This window comes from Amycolatopsis sp. NPDC045836, from assembly GCF_056431745.1.
Genome location: NZ_JBWKKF010000029.1, coordinates 56,710 through 78,580, shown reverse-complemented (window position 1 = coordinate 78,580; position 21,871 = coordinate 56,710). Strand labels below are relative to the sequence as shown.

Sequence of the window (21,871 nt, the reverse complement as noted above, 5' to 3'; positions counted from 1 at the left end):
GCTCGGTCACCACTGGGTTTTCCGGCAAAAGCCCAGTTCAGGGGCGTTTTTCAGCGGTTCGGGGAGTTTTCGCGAAAATAAGTTGCCCCGGCCACCCTGTGGGCAATAACCTGCAGGTACCCGGGTGAAGCGACCCGGAAGAAACCGGCTTGCCGAGCTTGGCTCGAGCGCCGCGACTGGGGATGGGAGGTGTCTGGGACGTGAAGACTTTCTACTCGAACGGTAACCCTGGCACAACCCTGTCCTGCGCCGCCGCCGGCCGGGTTTCTCGTGCGCGCCAGGGGACCGGTATGTCCTGGGCCGCTCAGCACCTCTCGATCGCCGCCGCCACGGAACCGGTGTTCCGCGAGCGCCGCGCCGCCGAGTTCACCGCTGATGCCGGGGTCGGGAATGTGCTCCCGATGCCGCTGCCGGCCTATGTCCTGCCGACCGTTGACGCGCGCGGCGTCAAGCAGATCCAGATGTGTGTTCCGCCTCCCTTGGAGCGAAGTCCCTGACCCTCCCGTCAGGAGCAGGCTCACGAAGGCCGCGGAACCGTACATCGGATCCGCGGCCTTCGTGTTTTTTACGTCCAAAACAGAAAACCCTTACTACACAAGGAGAACGGGAATGTCTTCGGCACTCGCCTTCGCTGCGGAGGCGCTGACCGACGAGTACGGAGTCGGTGACCTGCTGGACGCCGTTGCCTCGCCCGAGCGGGAGCTGCCCTGCCGCTCCGGCGACGCGGACCTGTGGTTCGCGGAGGCCCCGGCCGAACTCGAGCGCGCCAAGGTGCTCTGCGTGGACTGCCCGGTCCGCGCGGCTTGCCTGGCGGGCGCCCTGGCTCGGCGTGAGCCGTGGGGCGTCTGGGGCGGCGAGATCTTCGAACGCGGCGCTGTCGTCGCGCGCAAGCGGCCCCGTGGCCGCCCGCGGAAGAACCCCGTCGAGACCCAGGCCCCGGCGGCCAAGAAGTCGATGCGCCAGGGGAGCGCAGCGGCATGACCGACACCGGCCCGCTGACCGACCTGACCGGCCGGCACGACCACAACCCCAACGCCGCGGAGTTCGGCCGACCGAATCCCGCACCCACCACGATCAAGGAGATCAACGAGATGTTGCTTTATGAAGAGCTGGCCAGAGCCCGAATACGGGACCTGCACGTCGCCGTGCGCGGTGACCGGACGTGGCGCCACACCCGTCCGTCGATCCGCAACGGACGCCTCGGCCGCTGGGCCACCCGGCACACACGCCGGACCGTCCGGTAACCGGCGGGGTGTGACCCGGTGGCCACCGGCGGGTGGGGAAGCGGCTCGGGGGCCGTTTCCCCACCCGTGGTTGCGTGTTAGATGGGGAGCATGGCTTCCGGACACCAACACGGTCACGGCCACGGGCACACGCATGACGAGATGGACTGGGCGGCGCGAGCGGATCGGCTGAAGGTGGCCGACCGCCTCGCCGCCGAGGCGCACAGCGAGGTCGCGAAACGCCTCACCGAAGCGCTGCCCGGCGAACCGACCATCGTCGACATCGGCCCCGGCGCCGGCGGGATGAGCGCCGCCTTCGCCACCGAACTGCGCAACCGCGGTGGTGGCACCGTGGTGCTGGTCGATGCCGTCCCCCAGCTGTTGTCGCTGGCCGAAGCCACCGCCAAGGACCGTGGTGGCGACGCGGTCACCGTCCGGACCGTGCTCGCGGACGCGGCTGAGGCGGACTTCAGCGAGTACCGCGCCGATCTGGTGTGGGCCTCAGGCGTGGTGCACCACCTCCCGGACCAGCAGACCGCACTCGACCGGATCGCGACCGCCCTTCGCCCCGGCGGCCTGCTCGCGATCCGTGAAGGCGGACTCGAGTCGAAGAACCTGCCCTGGGACCTCGGGATCGGCAGGCCAGGACTCGAGAACCGGCTGCACGCCGTCGGCGCCGACTGGTTCGCCGCCATGCGCGCCGGAATGGACGGCGTGGTCCGGATGCCCTACGGCTGGGGCACCGCGCTGAGGCGAGCCGGGCTCACGGAGGTCGGCCGGTTCAGCTACCTGGTGGACCAGCCGGTACCGCCGAACTCCGAGGCCGCCGACTACGTGGCCGAGCGGATCCGGTTCATGGCCGAGGTCGCCGGAGACCACCTCGACGAATCGGACCGCGATGCCATCGGGAAGCTGCTCGACCCCGAGCACCCGGATTACGTGGGGGCTCGCGACGACCTGTTCGTGCTGGACGTCCTGACCGTGCACCACGGACGCGCCGAGTGAGTGCCGAGGACGTGATCGCCTGCTCGCGCTGCGGCACCCGGCGCGGCGCCGACCCAGCGGAGGCGCTGACCTGGTCCACCCAGGTGGATCGGGGCGTACGCCGGTGGCTGTGCCCCGACTGCTCCCGAAATCACGTCCGCGACATCGAAGGCAAGCTGCCCGACGAGTACTGGTGAGCATCACGCCGCCCTCGGCCGCATCCTGGTCACCGACCGGACCGGTGGCCGTTTGCGCGCGGCCGCCGTGGCGAAGGCGCCGACCAGCTGACGGGTGACCGCCGGCACGTCCTCCAGCTCCTCGAGCGAGGAACGGACGAGCACCACACCCGCCGCCGTGAGCGCCAGGTAACCAAGGTGCCCGTGTCGCTCGTTCGACGGCACACCCACCTGCCAGCCGAGCGCGATGTCGTCCCACCACGCGTCGACCTGGCCGATGCCGTGCCCGGCCGCATCGCAGACGGTGACGTTCCACTGCGGTGGCGGCAGCGGGACGTGTCGCAGCAGCCGCTTGGCTTGGCCGTTCCCCTGCGTGCACGCGGAGCCGCTGAGGTGCCGCAGCATGGTGCGAACACCGGACACCCCGCGTTGCCCACCGGCGAAGGTCGCCGCGGTCAGCGCGTGGAGATCACAGAGTCCGAAGTAGACGGTCCGGGACAGCAGATCGCGATGGCGGTCCTCGTCGGGCTCACGCCGGGCGGCGTCCACCGCGGCCCTGGCGGGTGGCGCGTAGGGCAGGCCGTTGAGCCAGACCGGCTCCGGCGGTCTCGAGGTCCGCTCGATCACCAGCCTGGCGTGCGTCACCCTTCGATGGGCCTCGACGAGCAGGTGGATTGTCGAAGGCGGCGGCAGCCCGACGCCGTGTGCGTTGAGCGAATCGATACCGGTGATCACCGTGCCCGGACCCAGGTAGGTGACCGCGGAGCGGAGCAGTTGCGAGCGGGTGGGTTCGGTGTTCGCGAGCAGGATGGTGTTGCCGAACAGGCGACGCCAGGGACCGCCCGGCCGGCAGCGGTTGCTGATGCCGGTGGCGGACACCCCGGCCGTGCGCAGCTCCTGGACGGTCAGGATGTTGTCCCTGGCGATGGTGCGCAGCTCGGCCAGTGCGAGGTTGCTGAGGCGAGTCATGCCTCCAGCGTCACCTCGGGGCGGGCCAGGGGACAGTGCCGCGGCGGAATGTGGACAACTTGGGGCGCGAGTGGTGGATTCGGCCCGATGTGGCGGGAGTTGTGGATAACTCGGGGTCGGCGGAAGCGGCGAGGCGGGCCGATGGGGCACGATGAAGGAGCGCCGGATTGGCAGGACTCGGTCGCTCGTGGTCGCGGTGGGTGCGGCCAGCCGGGAACGCCGATGCGGCTGGCTGCAGCGGAAGACGACGCTCGTAATAGGTGGGCGACTGTGGTGGGACCGGAGGGCGGCCAATGGCCGGGTCGCTTCGAGGGCCGAGCAGTGGCCGCGGCTGCGCTGGTCGGCCAGGCGGCCTCGGTGAGCAGGCGATTGATGACCGGTGGCTGGGGCGTTTCGGAATCCGGCAGTGGCTGGTTGGGCAGCTCAGGAGAATGGCTGCGGGCAACTGGATCTGGACGGCATCGGTGGCGACGTGGCTGCGAAGGTCCGCTGGGCTCGCGGCGGTCTCGGCGGATGGTCAGCGGTAGTGGGCGATGGACGGCGCCGATCGGTCACCTCGGTGGACGCCGCGTGAAACCGATCTTGGGCTGAGATGCCGGATGTGCTCGATTCGCGAGGGTGATCGGCTCGGTGGGCGACCTCGCTGCAGCGGTCGTTGGCAGGACTGGTGCGTGGTCGGCTCCCGCGGAGCCGTGGAAGTAGGCGAGTCGGGCTGAACGTCAGTCGTCGGCGAAGCCGGGTTGCCAGTGTTCGACGATCGAGCGGAGGGCCAGTTCGGCGTCCAGTTGGCAGAGGATGCCGACGGCGCCCGCGGTGACGCGGTGGATGAGGAGCCAGTTCGGCGGGAGGTTGAGGGAGCGGCCGGTGCGGAAGTCCTGGCCGCGGGTGTCGCCGAGGCGGCCGGCCTGTTGCTGGGCCCAGCGGCGGGTGAAGTGGAAGCGTTCGGTGGTCAGTGGGGCCACGAACGGGGCGAGGTACGCCTGGACGTCGGCCGGGTCGATGGCGGTGCCCGGGCGGACGAAGCCCTCCTGGCGCAGGGCTTCGAGCAGTTTGACCGATTCGCCGTCCAGGGCCAGGCGCATGATCACGCCGAGCATGGGCGGGGCGCCGTGGGGCAGGCGGGCGACGGCGCCGAAGTCGATCACGCCCAGCCTGCCGTCGTCGAGCAGCATGAAGTTGCCGGGGTGCGGGTCGGAGTGCAGGAGGTGGGCGCGGACCGGAGAGGAGTAGTGGAACTCGGCCAGGAGGCGGCCGGCTTCGTTGCGTTGCTCGGTGGTGCCCCCGGCGATGATCCGGGACAGCGGGGTGCCGGTGATCCACTCGGTGACCACGACCTTGGGGGCGCTGGCCACGACCTTGGGCACGAGGACCTGGTCGTCGCCGTCGAAGGCCTTGGCGAAGCCGCGCTGGTTCTCGGCCTCGGAACGGTAGTCGAGCTCTTCGTCCATGCGGTCGGCGAGTTCGGCGAGCAGGGGTTTCACGTCCGTGCCCGGGACGAAGGCCTGGAACAGCCTGTTGAGCCGTTGCAACTGGCGGAGGTCGCTGCGCAGGGCCTCGTCGGCGCCCGGGTACTGCACCTTCACGGCGACCTCGCGGCCGTCGTGCCAGGTCGCGCGGTGCACCTGGCCGATGCTCGCCGAGGCGGCGGGTTCGTCGCTGAACTCGGCGAACCGGTCGCGCCACGAGCGGCCCAGCTGCTCGGCGAGCACCCGGTGGGTCTGGCGGGCGGGCATCGGGGGAGCGGCCGACTGCAGTTTGGTCAGCGCCTCGCGGTACGGCGCGGCCATCTCGTCGGGCACGGCCGCTTCGAACACGCTCAGCGCCTGGCCGAACTTCATCGCGCCGCCCTTGAGCGTGCCGAGGACCTCGAAGAGCTGCTCGGCGGCCTTGGCCGACAGGGTGGCGTTGACCTCGTCCGCGCTCTGGCCGGTCAGCCGTCGGCCCCAGCCGCCGACCGCGCGCCCGGCGATGCCGAGCGGCAGCGAAGCGAGCTTGGCCGTGCGGGCGGCGGCTCGCCGTGGCATGGCGGCGTCTTCGAAGTTGTCGCGCGAGTCGGTCACCTACGCGATTGTGCCTTGTCGATCTCGAGGCGCGCAGCCGTTGCGCGGAGACAGTGTGTGCTGCGCCGCACGTCGTGGGGGCGCTCAGTACGGCAGCTCGACGGCGCCGCAGCCGCACGCCGGGTGCGGTGACCAGTGGTGGCGGACCAGCTTGCCGGTGTAGGAGTCCAGTTCGAGGGTTCCGTTCCAGGTCGGCGGCGGCTCGCTGTGCGGGTGCAGCACACGCAACGCCTGCCGGGTGGCGAGGCCGGCGGTGGCGTAGACATTGGCCGCATCGGTCTGCTGCTCGCGTCCGGCCAGCTGCCCGGCCACCAGCGGCCAGCTCGCGTCCGTGCTGGTCCGGTACAGGTCGGCGCAGCGCAGGCAACTGCTCCGGCCGGGGCACACCAGCGGGCCGACCAGGCCGAGGCCCTCGCGCACGCGGACGACCAGGTGCGGAAGACCGTCCACGTGCAGCTCGTTGACCACCTCCGGGGCGGGCACCACGGCGTCGGTCAGCAGCACGAGGTCCGGCAGGCGGCGGTCGGTCAGCCTGGTGGTGCGGACCAGGCCGTTCGCCCGGCGGATCGCCTCGGTGGCGGCCTTGCGGCGCGGCTGGCCCACGTCGGTGGCCAGATAGCCGGAACCCAGGTCGCGGTCGGTGACGTAGCCCTCGGCACGCACCTCGATGTGGCCGATGCCCGCCTGCGCCAGCAAGGTGCCGACCGCCACCGCGAGCCGTCCGCCACCGCGGATGGACACCGCGAAGTGGGCGCGTTCGCGGGCCAGTTCACCGCTGGTCCGCCGGGTGCGCACGGCCCACAGCCCGGTCTCGGCGGACGAAGCCAGCGCACCCGCTGAAGCGGCGTCCTCGACCAGGCCCAGCCGGGTGAGCTTGGTCAACAGGGTGCGCAGGTCTTCGGCATCCCGGTGCCCGGCGAGCCGGAACAGCTCGATGGTGGTGTGGCGGCCATCCAGCAGGCGCAGCACCTTCACCAAGGACGGGCTGAGCTGGGTGGCGACGACGCCGTGGCGTGGGTCCAGGCCGACCTGGACCTCGCCACCACCGCGTTCGAGCAGTGAGATGCCCGGGACGATGCGGGGGCGGGGCGGCAATGACAGTTCGTGAAGCTGAGCTGACTGATCGTTCATGGGCCTGAGCTAACGCTGGGGGCGCTAACAATCCACTAAGAGAACCTCGAGTTATCCACAGGTGTAATACGTTGTGGACAACTCGGACGATGTGACCCGCAAGCCATCGGAGTTGTCGGTGTCTGGCCTTACCTTTGTCATGTGGCCGACGCACGGGTGCCCTCGCCGAGGAGCCGGGAACACAGCAAGCGCGCAGAACCGAAGATCGAAGTACGCAGGAGCAAGCGGCGACGCCGGACCGTCACCGCCTACCGCGAGGGTGAGACGCTCGTCGTGCTCATCCCCGCGATGATGACCAGGGCCGAAGAGGCGCACTGGGTGGCCGAGATGCAGCGCAAGCTGCAGCGCACCGAACTGCGCCGGGCCTCGCCGGCGCGGGAGTCCGACGCCGCACTGCTGGCCCGGTGCGCCGAACTGTCCGCCCGCTACCTGGGCGGGGAGGCGAATCCGGCTGTGGTCCGCTGGGTGCCGCCGATGCGGACCAGGTGGGCGTCCTGCACGCCGGCGGACGCCAGCATCCGGGTCAGCGAGCGCCTGCGGGACGTGCCGCCGTGGGTGCTCGACTACGTGCTGGTGCACGAACTGGCGCACCTGAAGGTGGCCGCGCACAACGCCGAGTTCTGGGCGCTGGTGCGGCGCTACCCGAAGACCGAGCGGGCGATGGGCTTCCTGGAAGGCCTGTCCTCCGCCGCGGGTCTCGGGATCGCGGCGGAGGACTGAGCGTGCGGCCGGGTCAGCTCTCGTCGCCGGAGTTGTCCGGCCCGTTCTTCTCGCGTTCCTCGTCCGCGGCGCGCTGGGCGCGTTCGACCTCCGCGATGGGGTCGGACTCGCCCTCGCCGAGGCGCTCGGAGAAGGCCATCGGGTCGTCGAGGTCGTCCGTGGTGGGCATCAGGTCGGGGTGTGACCAGAGGTTGTCCCGCTGCTCGACGCCGTGGGTGTCGCCGACCAGCTTCCACAGCGCGGCGGCGGCCCGCATCCGGCGCGGGCGCAGCTCCAGCCCGACCAGCGTGGCGAAGGTCTGCTCGGCGGGGCCACCGGTGGCCCGGCGGCGGCGCAGCGTCTCGCGCAGCGCGTCGGCACCGGGAAGGCGGTCGCCGACGGCCTCCGCGACCACCACGTCGACCCAGCCTTCGACCAGGGCGAGCAAGGTTTCCAGCCGGTTCAGCGCGGCCTTCTGCTCCGGCGTGGTCTGCGGCTCGAGCAGGCCGGAGGACATGGCCTCCTCGATGCTCGCGGGGTTCGACGGATCGATCCGGCCGGCCAGCTGCTCCAGCGCCGAGGTGTCCACGGTGATGCCGCTGGCGAACTCCTCGACGGTGGCGAGCAGGCGCTGCCGCAGCCACGGCACGTGGGCGAACAGCCGCTGGTGCGCGGCTTCACGGGCGGCGAGGAAGACGAGCACCTCGCTGCCGGGGCGTTCGAGGCCCTCGGTGAACTTCTCGATGTTCGCCGGGAGCAGCGCGGAGGTGTTGTCCGGGCCCAGGGGCAGCCCGACCTCGGTGGAGGTGAGCACCTCGGAGGCGAGCTGACCGAGCGCGCTGCCGATCTGCGAGCCGAAGGCCATGCCGCCCATCTGGCCCATCATCGACAGCAGCGGGCCGGCGGCCTGCTTGGCCTCCTCTGGCATGGCTTCCACCCAGGCGCCGGAGACGCGCTTGGCGACCGGGTCGCAGAGCCGCTGCCAGGTGGGCAGCGTCTTCTCCACCCAGTCGCGGCCGGTCCACGCGACCGTGGTGGTGGCGCCGGCGGGCAGGATGGTCGCCGCGTCCAGCCACAGCTCGGCCAGGTGGGCGGCGTCGCGAACGGCTGTCCCGGAGTCGCCCTGCGCGGAGAAGCCGATCGTCGTTTCGCCGCTGGTGTTCAGCTGCTGGAGGGCGATCTGCTTGGCGAGGTCGTAGTTCACCGGGCCCGTGGAGCTGCCGGCCTGGCTGAGCATCTGCCCCAGCTGGGAGAGCATCTGACCCAGCTGGTTGAACGCGTCGGCGCCCTGGCCGAACTGGCCACCTTGATCGGACGGGTCGTTGTCTCGACGCTTTTCGGGATCGGGAGGTCCGAAGCCGAAGGGGGGTTTGCTCATACGACCACCGTACGCGGGTCATCCACGCAGCACCTCGTCACCGGGCGCGGTTCGCGCACGGCTGAGGCGGTTCCGTGACCCGAATCCGCGCCTGGGCCGGAAGAGCGCCGATGGTCACCGTACGCTGTCTCCTCGTGAGTGAGTCGCGCGACGAAACCACGGCCGAGAAGAGCCGCCCGGCGGCCATCGATCCGTACGCGCAGTTGGCGCTCGACCAGGACGAGGACGACGCCCACCGGATGACCCGGCGTGGCTGGACGCTGGTGCTGAGCAGCGTGCTGGTGCTGGTGTTCGTGCTGTGCGGGATGTTCGTTCGCGTGCCCTACGTGGCGCTGGGGCCGGGGCCGACCTACGACACCCTCGGCCAGGTCGACGGCGTGCCGGTGATCCAGATCAACGGTCACCAGACCTTCCCGACCAGCGGTGAACTGCGGATGACCACGGTTTCGCTGACCGACGAGGTCTCGCTGTTCGAGTCGCTCGGCTACTGGGTCAGCGGGCGGTACGCGCTGGCCCCGCGCGAGGAGTACTTCAAGCCGGGGGAGTCGGACGAGCAGGTCAAGGAGCAGAACGTCCGGCAGTTCCAGGACTCGCAGAGCAACGCCGAGGTCGCCGCGCTGCGCAAGCTCGGGGAGCCGGTGAAGGTGCTGGCCAAGGAGATCGTGGCGGGCAGCCCGGCCGACCACGTGCTGGCCGCCGGTGACCGGCTGCTCAAGGTCAACAACGTGGACATCACCGGGGAGGAGAAGGTCCGCGAGGCGCTGGCCGCCACGCGGCCGGGTGAGACCATCTCGATCACCTTCCAGCACGAGGGCCAGCCCGCCCGCACCGAGTCGCTGACGCTGGCGCAGAACCCGGACCCCGCTCGGCCGGAGGGCTTCATCGGGCTGCAGCCGATCGAGCGCGCGGATGCGCCGTACGACGTGTCGATCACGTTGCAGGAAGTCGGCGGGCCGTCGGCGGGGCTGATGTTCGCGCTGGCGATCATCGACCAGCTCACCGAGGGGCCCCTGGTCGACGGCGAGCACGTGGCGGGCACCGGGGAGATCACCGAGCGCGGCGAGGTCAATCCGATCGGCGGCATCAGCTTCAAGGTGGTCGCGGCGCGCGAGGCGGGGGCGACCACGTTCCTGGTGCCCGAGCAGAACTGCGCCGAAGCAGTCGCGGCGGCGCCGGACGGGTTGAAGCTGGTGAAGGTGTCCAACCTGGACGGCGCGCTGACGGCGCTGGAGGACCTGAAGGCGGACCGCCCGACGCCGTCCTGCTGACGAAGCCGAGACCGGAAGGCGATCGACCGCCGCCTCGCTGGAGGCTTGGAGGCGGCTCGCTTGACGCTGTCCTGTCTGCTGGTTGGAGGCGGATTGCTGGGTGCTGTCTCGCTGGCTCGGTGGAGGCGGATCTTTTGGTGCTGGCTGGAGGGCTGAGAGGCGATTGCCTGGCGTCGTCTTGTCGGCGGTGCTGGTGGATCAGGGGACGATCGCCTGATGGTCAGGCTGGCAGCGCTGGTGGATCAGGGGACGATCGCCTGGTGGTCAGGCTGGCAGCGCTGGCGGATCAGGGCGATCGCCCGATGCTGTCGGGCCGGAGGGCGAAGCACCGGGGCCGTCCTGTGGGTGGTGGAGGGCTGGCGGTGATCGGCTGGTCCTGTTGGGGAGGGCGATCACCGCCGGGCTCCGGGGTCAGGGGGCGAAGGTCGCCTTGAGGGCGTCGACCAGGTTGGGGGCCAGGTCGGGGCGTTCGATGATCTCGTCGATCGGCTCGCCGTCGGCGTTGGTCAGGCCGCGCAGGCGCATCACGCACGACGCCTCGCCGGTGCGCAGCACGGCGGCGACCAGCCGGGCTTCCGTGCGGCGGGGGTGGTCCGCGGCGGCCTGGCGCAGCCGGTCGGCGTCGCTTTCGTCGACGTCGGACAGCTCCTGCTCGGCGTCCGGGGGCAGCACGATGATCTCCTGGGCCAGCGCGCACCCCTGCACCAGCTCCGGCCAGGCGATCCGGCCCAGCGCTTCGGCCAGGTCACCGTCGGGCAGGGCCTCCTGGGCCACCGGCGTCAGCTCCGAGCCGGCGTCGAGCTGGCCCGCCAGCTCCGGCTGCTCGGCGAGCAGCGCCTGGGTGGAAACCAGGGCGAACAGCTGCGGCGGTTGCTCCCAGCCCGCCGCCGCCACGAACTCCTCGACCTCGCGTGCCAGCGCGCCCACGCCGCCCGCCTGCTTCCCGCTGTCCGTCATGCGTCCATCGTGGCAGGCCGTCGCCCGACCGGATTACGCGCCCGGTTTGGGCGGTTCCGGGAACTCAGGAGGCCAGCCGTAGAGTTAGGTATCCAGGGGCAGTCGGCGCGCACCGTCGCCGGGGCCCGGGCGTACCAGATCAAGACAACAGGAGCGTGTGCAGTGGCCACTCGGCCCCCCGTGAGCCTGCCGAAACTGTCCAAGCGCAGCCGGATACTGCTGGTCATCGCGGCCGTTGTCGTGCTGGCGCTGCTACTGGGGGCGAGACTCCTCGACACCTACGTCGACTGGCTGTGGTTCGGCGAGGTGGGCGCGAGGAACGTGTTCACCACCGAGCTGTACACGCGGATCGGCCTGTTCTTCGCGATCGGCCTGCTGGTCGGCGGCACGCTCGCGGTCAGCCTCGCCATCGCCTACCGCACCCGGCCGGTGTTCGTGCCGGTGTCCGGGGCGGACGACCCGCTGGCCAGGTACCGCTCCACCGTGGTCGCGCGCATCCGCCTGTTCGGCATCGGCATCCCGGTGGTGGCCGGCCTGATCGCCGGCTTCTCCGGCCAGGACGCCTGGCAGCGCGTCCAGCTGTTCTTCAACGGCACGAACTTCGGCAAGACCGATCCCGAGTTCGGCAACGACGTCGGGTTCTACGCCTTCGACCTGCCGTTCTACAACTGGCTGCTGGGCTGGCTGTTCGTCGCGATCGCGGTGGCCTTCATCGGCGCGCTGCTGGCGCACTACCTGTTCGGCGGCATCCGGCTGGCGGGCAAGGGCGGCCAGATGGCCGGCCCGGCCCGGGTGCAGCTGGCCATCACCATCGGCCTGTTCGTGCTGTTCAAGGCGGTCGAGTACTTCCTCGACCGGTACAACCTGCTGTTCTCCGACCGCAACGCGCCGCTGTTCTACGGTGCCACCTACACCGACCTGAACGCGGTGCTGCCCGCCAAGCTGATCCTGCTGTGCATCTCGGTGTTCTGCGCGATCGCCTTCTTCGTCGGCGCGTTCCTGCGCAACATCCAGCTCCCGGCGATCGCGCTGGTGCTGCTGATCCTGTCCGGCATCCTGGTCGGCGCCGCCTGGCCCGCCGTGCTGGAGCAGTTCTCGGTGCGCCCGAACGCCAACGAGAAGGAAGCGCAGTCGATCCAGCGGAACATGGACGCCACGAAGTTCGCCTTCGACCTCGGTGACGTCAAGTACGACAACTACACGGGCAAGACCACGGCCACCCCGGCCGAGGTGCGCGCGGACAAGGGCACCATCCCGAACATCCGCCTGCTCGACCCGGACGTGCTGACCCCGACCTTCACCCAGCGCGTTGGCCGCGAGAACTTCTACGGCTTCCCGGAGAAGCTGGACGTCGACCGCTACGAGGTCAACGGCAAGCGGCAGGACTACATCGTCGCCGCCAAGGAGATCAAGACCGAGGGGCTGGCGGAGAACCAGCGGACCTGGATCAACCGGCACCTGGTCTACACCCACGGGAACGGCTTCGTCGCGGCCCCGGCGAACACCATCGACCGTGCGGTCGGGGACACCACCGGCGCCGGGCAGGGCAACTCCGACGGCGGTTACCCGATCGCCACCACCAGCGACACGGTGAACCCGACCGGCTCCGGCATCCGGGTCGACGAGGCCCGCGTCTACTACGGCGAGCTGGCCACCGACTACGCGATCGTCGGCGGGCAGCCGGGCAAGGCCCCGGGTGAGTTCGACACCGCCTCCGACCGCAGCTACCTCTACAAGGGCTCCGGTGGCGTGCCGATCGACGGCTGGTTCAACCGGCTGGTCTTCGCGGCGAACGAGGGGGAGCGCAACATCCTCTTCTCCGACGCCATCAGCGAGGGCTCGAAGATCATGTACAACCGCGACCCGCGGGACCGGGTGAGCAAGGTCGCGCCCTGGCTGACCGTGGACGGCGACCCGTACCCGGCGGTGGTCGACGGCAAGATCCAGTGGATCGTCGACGGCTACACCACGATGAACAACTTCCCGTACGCCCAGCAGACGCAACTGGGCGCGGCCACGCAGGACTCGCTGTCCGGGGTGGCGCGGCAGCAGAACAGCTCGCTGAACTACATCCGGAACTCGGTCAAGGCCACCGTCGACGCGTTCAACGGCACGGTCACGCTGTACGCGCTGGACGACAACGAGCCGGTGCTGAACGCCTGGAAGAACGTCTTCCCCGGGATCGTGAAGCCGAGCACGGAGATCTCGCCGAGCCTGCGCGAGCACTTCCGGTACCCGGAGGACATGTTCAAGGTGCAGCGCGAGCTGCTGACCAAGTACCACGTGGGCAGCCCGCAGGAGTTCTTCTCGACCCAGACGTTCTGGAGCGTGCCGCCGGACCCGACCAAGGACGGCGGGCTGGACCCGAGCGCGAACGGGCCGAAGCAGCCGGCGTACTACGTGATGGCGCAGGCGCCCGGGGACACCGAACCGAAGTTCCAGCTGACCAGCTCGCTGACCGCGTTGCAGCGGCAGTACCTGGCGGCGTGGGTGTCGGTGTCGAGCGAACCGGAGGATTACGGCCAGATCAGGGTGCTGCGGCTGCCCAGTGACGGCAGCAACCAGAACGACGGTCCGGTCCAGGTGCAGAACCGGTTCCAGAGCGACCCGGACTTCGCCGAGCAGCGGACGCTGCTGGGGAACCAGAGCGTCAACGTGATCCCCGGCAACCTGCTGACCCTGCCGCTGGCCGACGGGTTCATCTACGTCGAACCCATCTACATCCAGCAGCGGAACGCGAACAGCTTCCCGCAGCTGGCCCGCGTGCTCGTCTCGTACGGGTCGAAGGTCGGCTTCGCGCCGACGCTGAACCAGGCGCTCGACGAGGTGTTCGGGCCGGGTACCGGGGACGCGGCGACCGGGCCGACGCAGCCGAGCACCCCGCCGACGTCGACCCCGCCGCCGGCGACCGATCCGAACTCGCCGCCGCCGTCGACGCCTCCGCAGACGCCGGCGCCGAACGTGCCGTTGCCGCCGAACACCGGCAACCCGGAGATCGACCAGGCGGTCGCCGCCATCGACGCGGCGCTGACCAAGCTGAAGTCGGCGCAGCAGTCCGGTGACTTCGTCGCGCAGGGGCAGGCGCTGTCCGAGCTGGAGGCCGCGGCGAACCGGTACGAACAGGCCAAGGCGGCGGCGCAGCCGCCCGCCGGGGGGTGACGTCGGCAACCTTCGGGGCACCCGCTTTGCACCTCCGGGAAACCGGGGCGTAAGGTTGGTGCCACAACGCGGGGTGGAGCAGCTCGGTAGCTCGCTGGGCTCATAACCCAGAGGTCGCAGGTTCAAATCCTGTCCCCGCTACTGAGGGAAGAGGGTCGTGTCCACGGACACGACCCTCTTTTCGCGTTCCGGGAGGGGTGGGGTGCGCGCCAGCCGGTTGGTGTCGATGCTGCTGTTGCTGCAGGCCCGCGGGCGGATGACCGCGCGGGAGCTGGCGGCCGAGCTGGAGGTCTCGGTCCGCACCATCTACCGCGACGCCGAGTCGCTGCACGCCGCCGGGATCCCGCTCTACGGCGACGCGGGCCCGGCGGGCGGGTACCAGCTGCTCGACGGGTACCGCACGCGGCTGACCGGGCTCACCGCCGGGGAGGCGGAATCGCTGTTCCTCGCCGGGTTGCCGGGACCCGCCGCGGAGCTGGGCCTGGCGCAGGTGGTCGGGGCGGCGCAGCTGAAGGTGCTCGCGGCGATGCCCGCCGAGCTCCGCGAGCGCGCGGGACGCATCGCGGCGCGTTTCCACCTCGACGCGCCGGGCTGGTACTCCGACGCCGAGGAGACACCGCACCTGGCGGCGGTCGCCGAGGCGGTGTGGACGCAGCGCGCGCTGCACGTCCGTTATCGGCGGTGGCGGGAGCCCAGGGAGGTCGAGCGCACGCTCCGGCCGTTCGGGCTCGTGCTCAAGGCCGGTCGCTGGTACCTGGTCGCCGACGGCGGGAAGCGGATCGCCACCTACCGGGTGAACCAGATCCTGGAGCTCACCGAAGGCGAGGGCTTCGAGCGGCCCGCCGACTTCGATCTCGCCGGGTACTGGTCGTCCTACCGCGAGGACTTCCAGGCCCGGCGGCAGCGCGGGGAGGCCGTCATCCGGTTGTCCCCGGCGGGGCTCGAGGCGTTCCCGGACAACTACGCCGCCGACGTGGTCAAGGCGTTCACCGCGTCGGCGAGCGAGCCGGAGGAGGACGGCTGGGTCACCGGCACCATTCCGATCGAGTCGGTCGAGTTCACGGCGGGCAACCTGCTCAAGCTCGGCCCCGAGGTGGAGGTGCTCGAACCGCCGGAGCTGCGGACGCGGATCACCGGACTGGTCGACGGCCTGTCACGGCTCTACCAGGCCGGTCGACCACGCCCAGCCCGCGATCCCGACGCGGTTGCGCACCCCTAGCTTCCGCTGGATCACCGCGACGTGGTTCTTCGCCGTGCCCGGGCTGATGAACAGCTCGGCGGCGATCTCGGTGTTGCCGCACCCGCGGGCCACCAGCCGGGCGACCTCCGTCTCACGATCGGTCAGCCGGGCGACGGGCTCGCCGGGGCCCGGTTCGGTGAGGTGGCCGAGCAGCCGGGCGGTCAGCTGCGGACTGATCAGCGCGTCCCCGGCCACGGCCGCGCGCACGGCCTCCACCAGCAGGGCCGGGCCCGACCGCTTCAGCAGGAAGCCGCGTGCCCCGTGGCGCAGCGCGGAACGCACGTACGAGTCGAGGCCGAAGGTGCTCACCAGGACCACGCGCACCGGGTCCGCGGCGAGCCGGCGGGTGAGTTCGAGACCGTCCACCTCGGGCATCCGGATGTCGGCGAGCAGCACGTCCGGACGGAGGTGCCTGGTGAGGTCCAGCGCCACCGCACCGTTGCCCGCCTCCCCGACGACCCGCATGTCCGGCTGGGCGTCCAGCACCATCCGGAACGCACCGCGCACGCCGGCCTGGTCGTCGGCGAGCAGGACGCGGGTGGTCACGACGCCACCGGGACGCGGGCGGCGACCCGCCACCCGGCGCCGTGCGGTCCGGCGTGGAAGGTGCCGCCCGCCGCCGTCACCCGCTCGCTCAACGCGGGCAGGCCGAGGCCGCTGCGCCGGGAGGCGTCGCGCGGGCCGCCACCCGAGTCGGTCACGGTGACTTCGACCGCGTCCGCCACGGCCCGGACGGTGATCGCGACGGATTCCGCGGCCGGTGCGTGCCGCCGCACGTTGGTCAGCGCTTCGACCACGATCCGCTGCACGGCGGGTGGGTGCGGGACGCCGGGGTCGATCGACAACCGCACGTCCGCGGTGCTCGACTCGGCGAAGCGGGCCACCACGGAGGTGAGGTCCCGGCCGCTGTGCAGCATGTGGACGGTCCGGTCCAGGTACGCCATCGCGCTCAACCCGGCGTGCTCGATCCGCCGCAGCAGGGCCCGGGTGCCCGGATCGGCGGTCAGCTGCCCCGCCTGCGCCCGCGCGATCACCTCGCTCACGTCGTGCGCCACGTAGTCGTGCAGGTCGCCGGCCAGTGCCAGGCGTTGTGCCTGCCGCGTCGCCTCGACCAGCCGGGCGCGGCGTGCTTCCTGCGTGCGGAAGTGGACGCCGAGCACGGCGCAGCTGATCGGTGCGAGTGCCCAGAACGCCACGCCGTAGACGATCTCGACGGACGCCGGGCCCGAACCGGTGCGCAGGATGGCGACGGCGGCGGGCAGCCCGGCCACCACCCCGGACACGACCGCGGCCCGTGGCGTGGCCCAGCGTGCCGAGAGGCCGACGAGCACGCACAGCCCGAGGATCTCCGCGAAGACCGGGGCTCCGCGCAGGAGACCACCGGTGGTGAAAGCGGCGGAAACCAGGCCCGCGCTCGACGTCAGCCAGGGCAGCCAGGTGCCGATCGGCACCCCTCCCGGCGGCCGGGCCCACGTGGACGTGCCGGTCGGCACCTGCCGCGCGGAACCGCCGGGAACCAGGCTGGAGGTGGTGATCCCGACCGACGAAGGAGCCGCTGATGTCACCGAAGGAGGTGCTGCGGAGCTGGCCGTGCTGGACCGGTCCCGCGGCCATGATCTTCTCAGCGCTGTACGGAACGCTTGGTCTGCTGTGGACATCCGGATCACCCGGCTTTCCGTTCGGGGAGGGGGACGTGCCCGACGCGCGGGCGGAATCGCTGCTCGGCGGCACCACCGCGGCGGGGGCCGCGCCGGTGATCGCCTGCCTCGGGCTGGGCGGGGTGGTGCTCGCCGTCGTCCTGCTCCGCACCACCAGCCGGGTGGCGGCGGTGCTCGGCTGGCTCTGCGCGCTCGGGCTGCTCGGGGTGGTGAACGACTTCCGCGTGCTGCTGGCGCTCGCGTACGCCCCGCTCGCGCTCATCGGCGCCCCGTTCGGCTGGCCGCCGCTGGACTACTTCGAGAAGGCGCTGCCGTGGCCGGTGGTCAACATGCTGATCTGCCAGCTCGGCGGGCTGGTGTGGCTGGGCGCCACGCTCGCCCAGCGACGGCGGGCACGCGGTGCGTGTGGTGCCTGCGGCCGGAACCCGGCCCGGCCGGACCACTGGACCAGTCCGGCGGCTGCGGCGAAGTGGGGGCGGGTCGCCGCCTACGCGGCTGCCGCCATCCCGTTCTTCTACGCGGTGATCCGCTGGGCGTGGGCCTTCCACCTCCCGCTCGGCATGCCCGCCGCCCACGTCGCGGAGCTGCACGCGAGCGGGCTGGTCTGGGCGGGTGTGTACCTGGCCAGCTTCGCCGCGCTGGGCGGCATCCTCACGCTGGGGCTGGCACGGCCGTGGGGTGAGGTCTGGCCGCGCTGGGTGCTCGGTCTCGCCGGGAAGCCGGTGCCGAGGGCGTTCCCGATCACCTTCGCCTCGGTGGTGACCGCGGCCCTGCTCCCGACCGCGAGCTCGACGGTGCTGGTGGTCGACTGGTCGTCGCCGGGCACGTGGCTCGCCCAGCCCATGTCGTACTGGCCGCTGTGGGCGGTCTGCCTCGGCGCGGCCACGCTCGGCTACCACTACCGGACCCGTTCGGCGTGCCGGAGCTGCGGGATGGGGGAGCAGGTGGCGCAGCCGGGCCGGGTCCGCGCGTGATACGCGATCGCCGCGACGCCGATCCCGATGCCCCACGCGAGGTAGCCGGTCACCGCGAGCCAGAGGAACAGCGCGTGCTCGGGCGGGGTACCCGCCACCGCGTCCACGGCGAGGTCGAGCAGGCCGAAGGCCCCGAAGTACGAAGTGAGCCCGAGGGCGAACACCGCGGCCGGGACCAGCAGCACCAGCCGGGGCACGCGCTTCCCGGCGAGCGGCACCACCCACCGCGGCCAGACCTCACCCCAGTGGTGCACCAGCGCGAGCGGCAGCAGCGTGCCACCGGCCAGCATGCCGCCGACGAAGATCCACCACGACGGGCTCAGGCCGAGCGGGAGCTGGTCCCGGTAAAGGGTTTGCGCGCCGAACCGGAGGGCGCAACCGGCCACCGCGAGGTAGCCGGCCACCAGCGCCCAGCGCGGGCGGACGGCGAGGCGGCTCACCCCGCCGGCCCGGCCGCAGTCCGGGCAGGCACCGCGGAGCCGCCGGCGGCGCCCGACGGTGAGCCGGGCGAACGCCAGTCCGGTCAGCGCGCAGCCCAGCCGCAGCAGGAACGGCCCGGGGTCGAAGGGCAGGTCGAGCCCCGGCAGGGCGAGGGCGACCAGATCGAGCACCAGCACGAAGCCCAGCGCCGACAACACCGCCGCGACCGCCCAGCCCAACGGCACCAGTACCCGGTGCACGGACGGGGCGAGGGCCACCAGTGCGCCGAGCGCGCACACGGCCGCGACGGCCCAGCCGGGGACCGCGGACAGATCGGCGTGGCGGTTGCCGCCCGGTGGCGGCAGGAGGAGCCGGGTGGTGCCATAGGCGAGGGTCCAGCCGGCGAGGGCCCAGCCCCGCTTGCGTGTCGTGTTCACCGGTCCAGCGTCGGCCGCGGCCGGGCGCCGCACCTCCACCCCGCGGGCGATCGGCCTCCCCCGCAAGCGGGAAAGGCGGGCTCGACCTGCGGAAACCGGCTTAAGTGCCCCCGGTGTCGAGTGGCCGGGGAGCGCCGGGTAATCTTGTTTTCACAACGCGGGGTGGAGCAGCTCGGTAGCTCGCTGGGCTCATAACCCAGAGGTCGCAGGTTCAAATCCTGTCCCCGCTACCACCACGAAAGGCCCGGTTCGCTTCGGCGGACCGGGCCTTTCTGCTGTGTTCGCTCCGTGTCCGCCCGGGTGCCGATGGTGGTCGCCGAGTCCATATTGGGCTGGAGGGGTGGCGTGTGGACAGTGGTTCTCGCACGGGGTGCGCAGTTTCGCACCTGGTGCAAGTTTTACGCGGGGGCAATCGTGACCATCGTCCACGCCCCGGCGGTCGCAGCACTGGCCGACCGACCGGTGTGGTGACATTTCCCCTGGTCAGACCCCCTTTCAAAGCTGTCACCCCCAGTTGACCTTGCGTGTTCGTCCATTATGGACTCAGCGGGGGACTAGGCCGAAAGGGGGTTTTCCGGCGGAAGTGAACTAGCCATTGTGGACTGAAGGGCTGGCCACTGTGGACAGAACTGGAGAGAAGTGGGAATGTAGAAGGCGTGTCCGATTTGAATGCAACAGCCGCAGCCCTGCTCGGTCTGCTCCACGACGGCCCGGCCACCGGCGGGCAGCTCGTCGCGGGAGCGGAGGAACGATTCGGCGCCTTCTTCAGCGTCACGCGCAGCCAGGTCTACCGGGAGCTCCCGGCACTGGCGAAGGAGGGCCTGGTCCGCCTCGGCAAGCAGGGACCGCGCTCCAGCCAGCAGTACGTGATCACCGCCGCGGGCAAGAAGGCGTTCAAGGCCTGGCTGGCCTCCGACGCCGGGCCCGACCACCTGCGCAGCCCGCTGATCCTCCGCCTGGTGCACGCCGGCACCTTGACGGCGAAGCAGCGGTCGAACCTCGTCGAGCAGGCCCGGGGGGCCTACGCCGAGGACCTCGACGCGGCCAAGGCGGCGATCAAGGCGGCCGAGGACCCGTACGCGAAGGCGGTGGCCGAGTTCGGCCAGGCCCACGCGAAGGCGGCCCTCAAGCTGGTCGACGCGATCCCGCAGGCCTGAACGGCGGATTCGCGGCCGGTTGTGCGCAACCGGCCGCGTGTCCCGCCGCGGAGTCCCGTAACGTGGAGCGGCGTGAGCGCCGAGTTTGAAGCAGAGCTGAAGGACGTCGCCGGCACGCTGGCCCAGATCGAGTCCGTGATGGATCTGGAGGCGTTGCGGGCCGATGTCGCCTCGCTGGAGGCAGAGGCGTCGCGGCCCGATCTCTGGGACAACCCCGAGGCCGCGCAGAAGATCACCAGCCAGCTCTCGCACAAGCAGAACGAGCTGCGCCGGGTCTCCGAACTGCGTCAGCGGGTGGACGACCTCGGCGTGCTCTACGAACTGGCCGAGGCCGAGGACGACAACGCCAGCAAGGCCGAGGCCGAGAACGACCTGGGCAGGCTGCGCCAGGAGATCGCCGCGCTCGAGGTGCGCACCCTGCTCTCGGGTGAGTACGACGAGCGCAACGCCGTGGTGACCATCCGGTCCGAGGCGGGCGGGGTGGACGCGGCCGACTGGGCCGAGATGCTGCTGCGCATGTACCTGCGCTGGTCGGAGCGGCACGACTACCCGACCGACGTCTACGACATCTCCTACGCCGAAGAGGCCGGGATCAAGTCCGCCACCTTCAAGGTGAGCGCGCCCTACGTCTACGGCACGCTCTCGGTCGAGCAGGGCACGCACCGGCTGGTGCGCATCTCGCCGTTCGACAACCAGGGCCGCCGCCAGACCTCCTTCGCCCACGTCGAGGTGCTGCCCGAGGTCGAGGAGGTCGACCACGTCGACATCCCGGAAAAGGACATCCGCGTCGACGTGTTCCGGTCGTCCGGGCCCGGCGGGCAGAGCGTGAACACCACCGACTCGGCCGTGCGCATCACGCACACCCCGACCGGCATCGTGGTCTCCTGCCAGAACGAGAAGTCGCAGCTGCAGAACAAGGCGGCCGCGATGAAGGTGCTCCAGGCCAAGCTGCTGCAGCGCAAGAAGGAGGAGGAGCGCGCCGAGCTGAACGCGCTCAAGGACGGCGGCTCCAGCTGGGGCAACCAGATGCGCTCCTACGTGCTGCACCCGTACCAGATGGTCAAGGACCTCCGCACCGAGTTCGAGGTGGGCAACCCCGGTTCCGTGCTCGACGGCGACATCGACGGCTTCCTCGAGGCGGGCATCCGCTGGCGCAAGCAGAGCGAAAACGCCTGAGCCACGCGCCGTTCCCCGTTCGGGTGGTGGGCAACTTAGGCTTAACGGGTGACGTGAGTAGGATGGCGCACCGTGATCCGGCTCGAAGAGGTATCCAAGGTCTACAAGACCTCGACCCGCCCGGCCCTCGAACGGGTGTCGGTCGAGGTGGACAAGGGCGAGTTCGTCTTTCTCATCGGCCCGTCGGGGTCCGGTAAGTCGACGTTCCTCCGGCTGCTCCTCCGCGAGGAGGTGCCGTCGCAGGGCCGGGTGCTGGTCTCCAACTTCGACGTCGCCAAGATGGCCCGCCGCAGGGTCCCCCGCCTGCGCCAGACCATCGGCTGCGTCTTCCAGGACTTCCGGCTGCTGACCAACAAGACCGTCGCGGAGAACGTGGCGTTCGCGCTCGAGGTGATCGGCAAGCCGAAGCAGACCATCCGCAAGGTGGTGCCCGAGGTGCTGGAGCTGGTCGGCCTGGACGGCAAGGCGGACCGGCTGCCCAACGAGCTCTCCGGTGGTGAGCAGCAGCGCGTGGCGATCGCGCGCGCGTTCGTCAACCGGCCGCTGGTGCTGCTGGCCGACGAGCCGACCGGGAACCTGGACCCGGACACCAGCCAGGACATCATGCTGCTGCTGGAGCGGATCAACCGCACCGGCACCACCGTGCTGATGGCCACCCACGACCACTCGATCGTCGACTCGATGCGCCGCCGCGTGGTCGAGCTGCAGCTCGGCCGGGTCGTCCGCGACGATGCCCGCGGGGTCTACGGCGTCGGCCGCTGACCGCCGTACCGCACCCTTCCCGCCCCCGACCCCCAAGGGACAG

The 21,871-nt window shown here is 71.0% G+C and carries 21 protein-coding genes and 2 tRNA genes; 15 read left to right on the top strand and 8 right to left on the bottom strand.

Going from position 1 to position 21,871, the window contains the following annotated elements:
• The first annotated feature begins 200 nt into the window (after positions 1–200).
• The 5 genes from AC07EG_RS35980 to AC07EG_RS35960 all read left to right on the top strand — a co-directional run bounded on the left by AC07EG_RS35980 (position 201) and on the right by AC07EG_RS35960 (position 2,404).
• Positions 201–497, top strand: coding sequence for a hypothetical protein (locus AC07EG_RS35980; RefSeq protein WP_478257730.1), 297 nt, complete (start codon positions 201–203; stop codon positions 495–497).
• Positions 498–609: 112 nt separating this feature from the next.
• The gene (locus AC07EG_RS35975; protein WP_478257729.1) at positions 610–981 is read left to right on the top strand and encodes a WhiB family transcriptional regulator; all 372 of its coding nucleotides are present in this window, start codon (positions 610–612) and stop codon (positions 979–981) included.
• Positions 978–1,244 (top strand): hypothetical protein, encoded by a 267-nt coding sequence (locus tag AC07EG_RS35970; protein ID WP_478257728.1) that lies wholly within the window; start codon positions 978–980, stop codon positions 1,242–1,244. Before AC07EG_RS35975 ends, AC07EG_RS35970 begins: the two co-directional genes overlap by 4 nt.
• A 90-nt stretch (positions 1,245–1,334) precedes the next feature.
• A complete protein-coding gene (locus AC07EG_RS35965) occupies positions 1,335–2,228 on the top strand; it encodes a class I SAM-dependent methyltransferase (protein ID WP_478257727.1) in 894 nt (297 codons plus the stop codon).
• Positions 2,225–2,404 carry a hypothetical protein gene (locus tag AC07EG_RS35960; RefSeq protein ID WP_478257726.1) on the top strand — a complete coding sequence of 60 codons (180 nt, stop codon included), beginning with the start codon at positions 2,225–2,227 and terminating at the stop codon, positions 2,402–2,404. Before AC07EG_RS35965 ends, AC07EG_RS35960 begins: the two co-directional genes overlap by 4 nt.
• A gap of 3 nt (positions 2,405–2,407) precedes the next feature.
• Here AC07EG_RS35960 and AC07EG_RS35955 read toward each other — a convergent pair whose 3' ends face one another.
• From AC07EG_RS35955 to AC07EG_RS35945, 3 genes are all read right to left on the bottom strand, one after another.
• Positions 2,408–3,352: a hypothetical protein gene (locus AC07EG_RS35955; RefSeq protein WP_478257725.1), complete on the bottom strand. Its 945-nt coding sequence runs from the start codon at positions 3,350–3,352 to the stop codon at positions 2,408–2,410.
• A gap of 719 nt (positions 3,353–4,071) precedes the next feature.
• Complete coding sequence (locus AC07EG_RS35950; RefSeq protein ID WP_478257724.1) at positions 4,072–5,412, bottom strand: ABC1 kinase family protein; 1,341 nt, start codon at positions 5,410–5,412, stop codon at positions 4,072–4,074.
• A gap of 84 nt (positions 5,413–5,496) precedes the next feature.
• The gene (locus AC07EG_RS35945) at positions 5,497–6,507 is read right to left on the bottom strand and encodes a ThiF family adenylyltransferase (RefSeq protein ID WP_478257723.1); all 1,011 of its coding nucleotides are present in this window, start codon (positions 6,505–6,507) and stop codon (positions 5,497–5,499) included.
• Positions 6,508–6,747: 240 nt separating this feature from the next.
• Here AC07EG_RS35945 and AC07EG_RS35940 point away from each other — a divergent pair, with 240 nt between their 5' ends.
• On the top strand, positions 6,748–7,263 hold the full coding sequence (locus AC07EG_RS35940) for a M48 metallopeptidase family protein (protein ID WP_478257741.1): 516 nt from the start codon (positions 6,748–6,750) through the stop codon (positions 7,261–7,263).
• A gap of 13 nt (positions 7,264–7,276) precedes the next feature.
• Here the strand turns inward: AC07EG_RS35940 and AC07EG_RS35935 are convergent, their stop codons facing one another.
• Positions 7,277–8,620, bottom strand: coding sequence for a zinc-dependent metalloprotease (locus tag AC07EG_RS35935; protein WP_478257722.1), 1,344 nt, complete (start codon positions 8,618–8,620; stop codon positions 7,277–7,279).
• 134 nt (positions 8,621–8,754) lie between these two features.
• Here AC07EG_RS35935 and AC07EG_RS35930 point away from each other — a divergent pair, with 134 nt between their 5' ends.
• The gene (locus AC07EG_RS35930) at positions 8,755–9,888 is read left to right on the top strand and encodes a YlbL family protein (RefSeq protein ID WP_478257721.1); all 1,134 of its coding nucleotides are present in this window, start codon (positions 8,755–8,757) and stop codon (positions 9,886–9,888) included.
• Between the two features lie 411 nt (positions 9,889–10,299).
• On the opposite strand, the gene AC07EG_RS35925 is transcribed toward AC07EG_RS35930, so the two are convergent.
• Positions 10,300–10,845 (bottom strand): PPA1309 family protein, encoded by a 546-nt coding sequence (locus AC07EG_RS35925; RefSeq protein WP_478257720.1) that lies wholly within the window; start codon positions 10,843–10,845, stop codon positions 10,300–10,302.
• A gap of 180 nt (positions 10,846–11,025) precedes the next feature.
• On the opposite strand from AC07EG_RS35925, the gene AC07EG_RS35920 reads away from it, so the two are divergent.
• The 3 genes from AC07EG_RS35920 (at position 11,026) to AC07EG_RS35910 (ending at position 15,223) form a co-directional block, all read left to right on the top strand.
• Positions 11,026–14,004, top strand: a complete 2,979-nt coding sequence (locus AC07EG_RS35920) for a UPF0182 family protein (protein ID WP_478257719.1) — start codon at positions 11,026–11,028, stop codon at positions 14,002–14,004.
• A 67-nt stretch (positions 14,005–14,071) separates the two neighbouring features.
• Positions 14,072–14,145, top strand: a tRNA-Met gene (locus AC07EG_RS35915).
• 61 nt (positions 14,146–14,206) lie between these two features.
• The gene (locus AC07EG_RS35910) at positions 14,207–15,223 is read left to right on the top strand and encodes a helix-turn-helix transcriptional regulator (protein ID WP_478257718.1); all 1,017 of its coding nucleotides are present in this window, start codon (positions 14,207–14,209) and stop codon (positions 15,221–15,223) included.
• On the opposite strand, the gene AC07EG_RS35905 is transcribed toward AC07EG_RS35910, so the two are convergent.
• Together AC07EG_RS35905 and AC07EG_RS35900 are read right to left on the bottom strand one after the other, a co-directional pair.
• Positions 15,158–15,790, bottom strand: coding sequence for a response regulator (locus AC07EG_RS35905; protein ID WP_478257717.1), 633 nt, complete (start codon positions 15,788–15,790; stop codon positions 15,158–15,160). The genes AC07EG_RS35910 and AC07EG_RS35905 overlap by 66 nt on opposite strands.
• On the bottom strand, positions 15,787–16,695 hold the full coding sequence (locus AC07EG_RS35900; protein WP_478257716.1) for a sensor histidine kinase: 909 nt from the start codon (positions 16,693–16,695) through the stop codon (positions 15,787–15,789). The genes AC07EG_RS35905 and AC07EG_RS35900 overlap by 4 nt, the downstream gene beginning before the upstream one ends.
• A gap of 107 nt (positions 16,696–16,802) precedes the next feature.
• Between AC07EG_RS35900 and AC07EG_RS35895 the strand changes: the two genes are divergently transcribed.
• Positions 16,803–17,876 (top strand): hypothetical protein, encoded by a 1,074-nt coding sequence (locus AC07EG_RS35895; protein WP_478257715.1) that lies wholly within the window; start codon positions 16,803–16,805, stop codon positions 17,874–17,876.
• Here the strand turns inward: AC07EG_RS35895 and AC07EG_RS35890 are convergent.
• On the bottom strand, positions 17,801–18,733 hold the full coding sequence (locus AC07EG_RS35890) for a hypothetical protein (RefSeq protein WP_478257714.1): 933 nt from the start codon (positions 18,731–18,733) through the stop codon (positions 17,801–17,803). The genes AC07EG_RS35895 and AC07EG_RS35890 overlap by 76 nt on opposite strands.
• 156 nt (positions 18,734–18,889) lie before the next feature.
• On the opposite strand from AC07EG_RS35890, the gene AC07EG_RS35885 reads away from it, so the two are divergent.
• The 4 genes from AC07EG_RS35885 to ftsE all read left to right on the top strand — a co-directional run bounded on the left by AC07EG_RS35885 (position 18,890) and on the right by ftsE (position 21,828).
• Positions 18,890–18,966 (top strand) — tRNA-Met (locus AC07EG_RS35885).
• A gap of 423 nt (positions 18,967–19,389) precedes the next feature.
• The gene (locus tag AC07EG_RS35880) at positions 19,390–19,890 is read left to right on the top strand and encodes a PadR family transcriptional regulator (protein ID WP_478257713.1); all 501 of its coding nucleotides are present in this window, start codon (positions 19,390–19,392) and stop codon (positions 19,888–19,890) included.
• A gap of 72 nt (positions 19,891–19,962) precedes the next feature.
• Entirely contained in the window at positions 19,963–21,066 is a 1,104-nt protein-coding gene (prfB, locus tag AC07EG_RS35875; RefSeq protein ID WP_478257712.1) for a peptide chain release factor 2, read from the top strand.
• A 72-nt stretch (positions 21,067–21,138) separates the two neighbouring features.
• A complete protein-coding gene (gene ftsE / locus AC07EG_RS35870; RefSeq protein WP_209670559.1) occupies positions 21,139–21,828 on the top strand; it encodes a cell division ATP-binding protein FtsE in 690 nt (229 codons plus the stop codon).
• The last annotated feature ends 43 nt before the right edge of the window (positions 21,829–21,871 follow it).

Coding starts and splice junctions, on each gene's coding strand:
- AC07EG_RS35970 (WP_478257728.1), top strand. CDS start 978: ATGACCGACACCGGCCCGCTGACCGACCTGACCGGCCGGCACGACCAC.
- AC07EG_RS35975 (WP_478257729.1), top strand. CDS start 610: ATGTCTTCGGCACTCGCCTTCGCTGCGGAGGCGCTGACCGACGAGTAC.
- AC07EG_RS35925 (WP_478257720.1), bottom strand. CDS start 10,845: ATGACGGACAGCGGGAAGCAGGCGGGCGGCGTGGGCGCGCTGGCACGC.
- AC07EG_RS35955 (WP_478257725.1), bottom strand. CDS start 3,352: ATGACTCGCCTCAGCAACCTCGCACTGGCCGAGCTGCGCACCATCGCC.
- AC07EG_RS35935 (WP_478257722.1), bottom strand. CDS start 8,620: ATGAGCAAACCCCCCTTCGGCTTCGGACCTCCCGATCCCGAAAAGCGT.
- AC07EG_RS35965 (WP_478257727.1), top strand. CDS start 1,335: ATGGCTTCCGGACACCAACACGGTCACGGCCACGGGCACACGCATGAC.
- AC07EG_RS35895 (WP_478257715.1), top strand. CDS start 16,803: ATGTCACCGAAGGAGGTGCTGCGGAGCTGGCCGTGCTGGACCGGTCCC.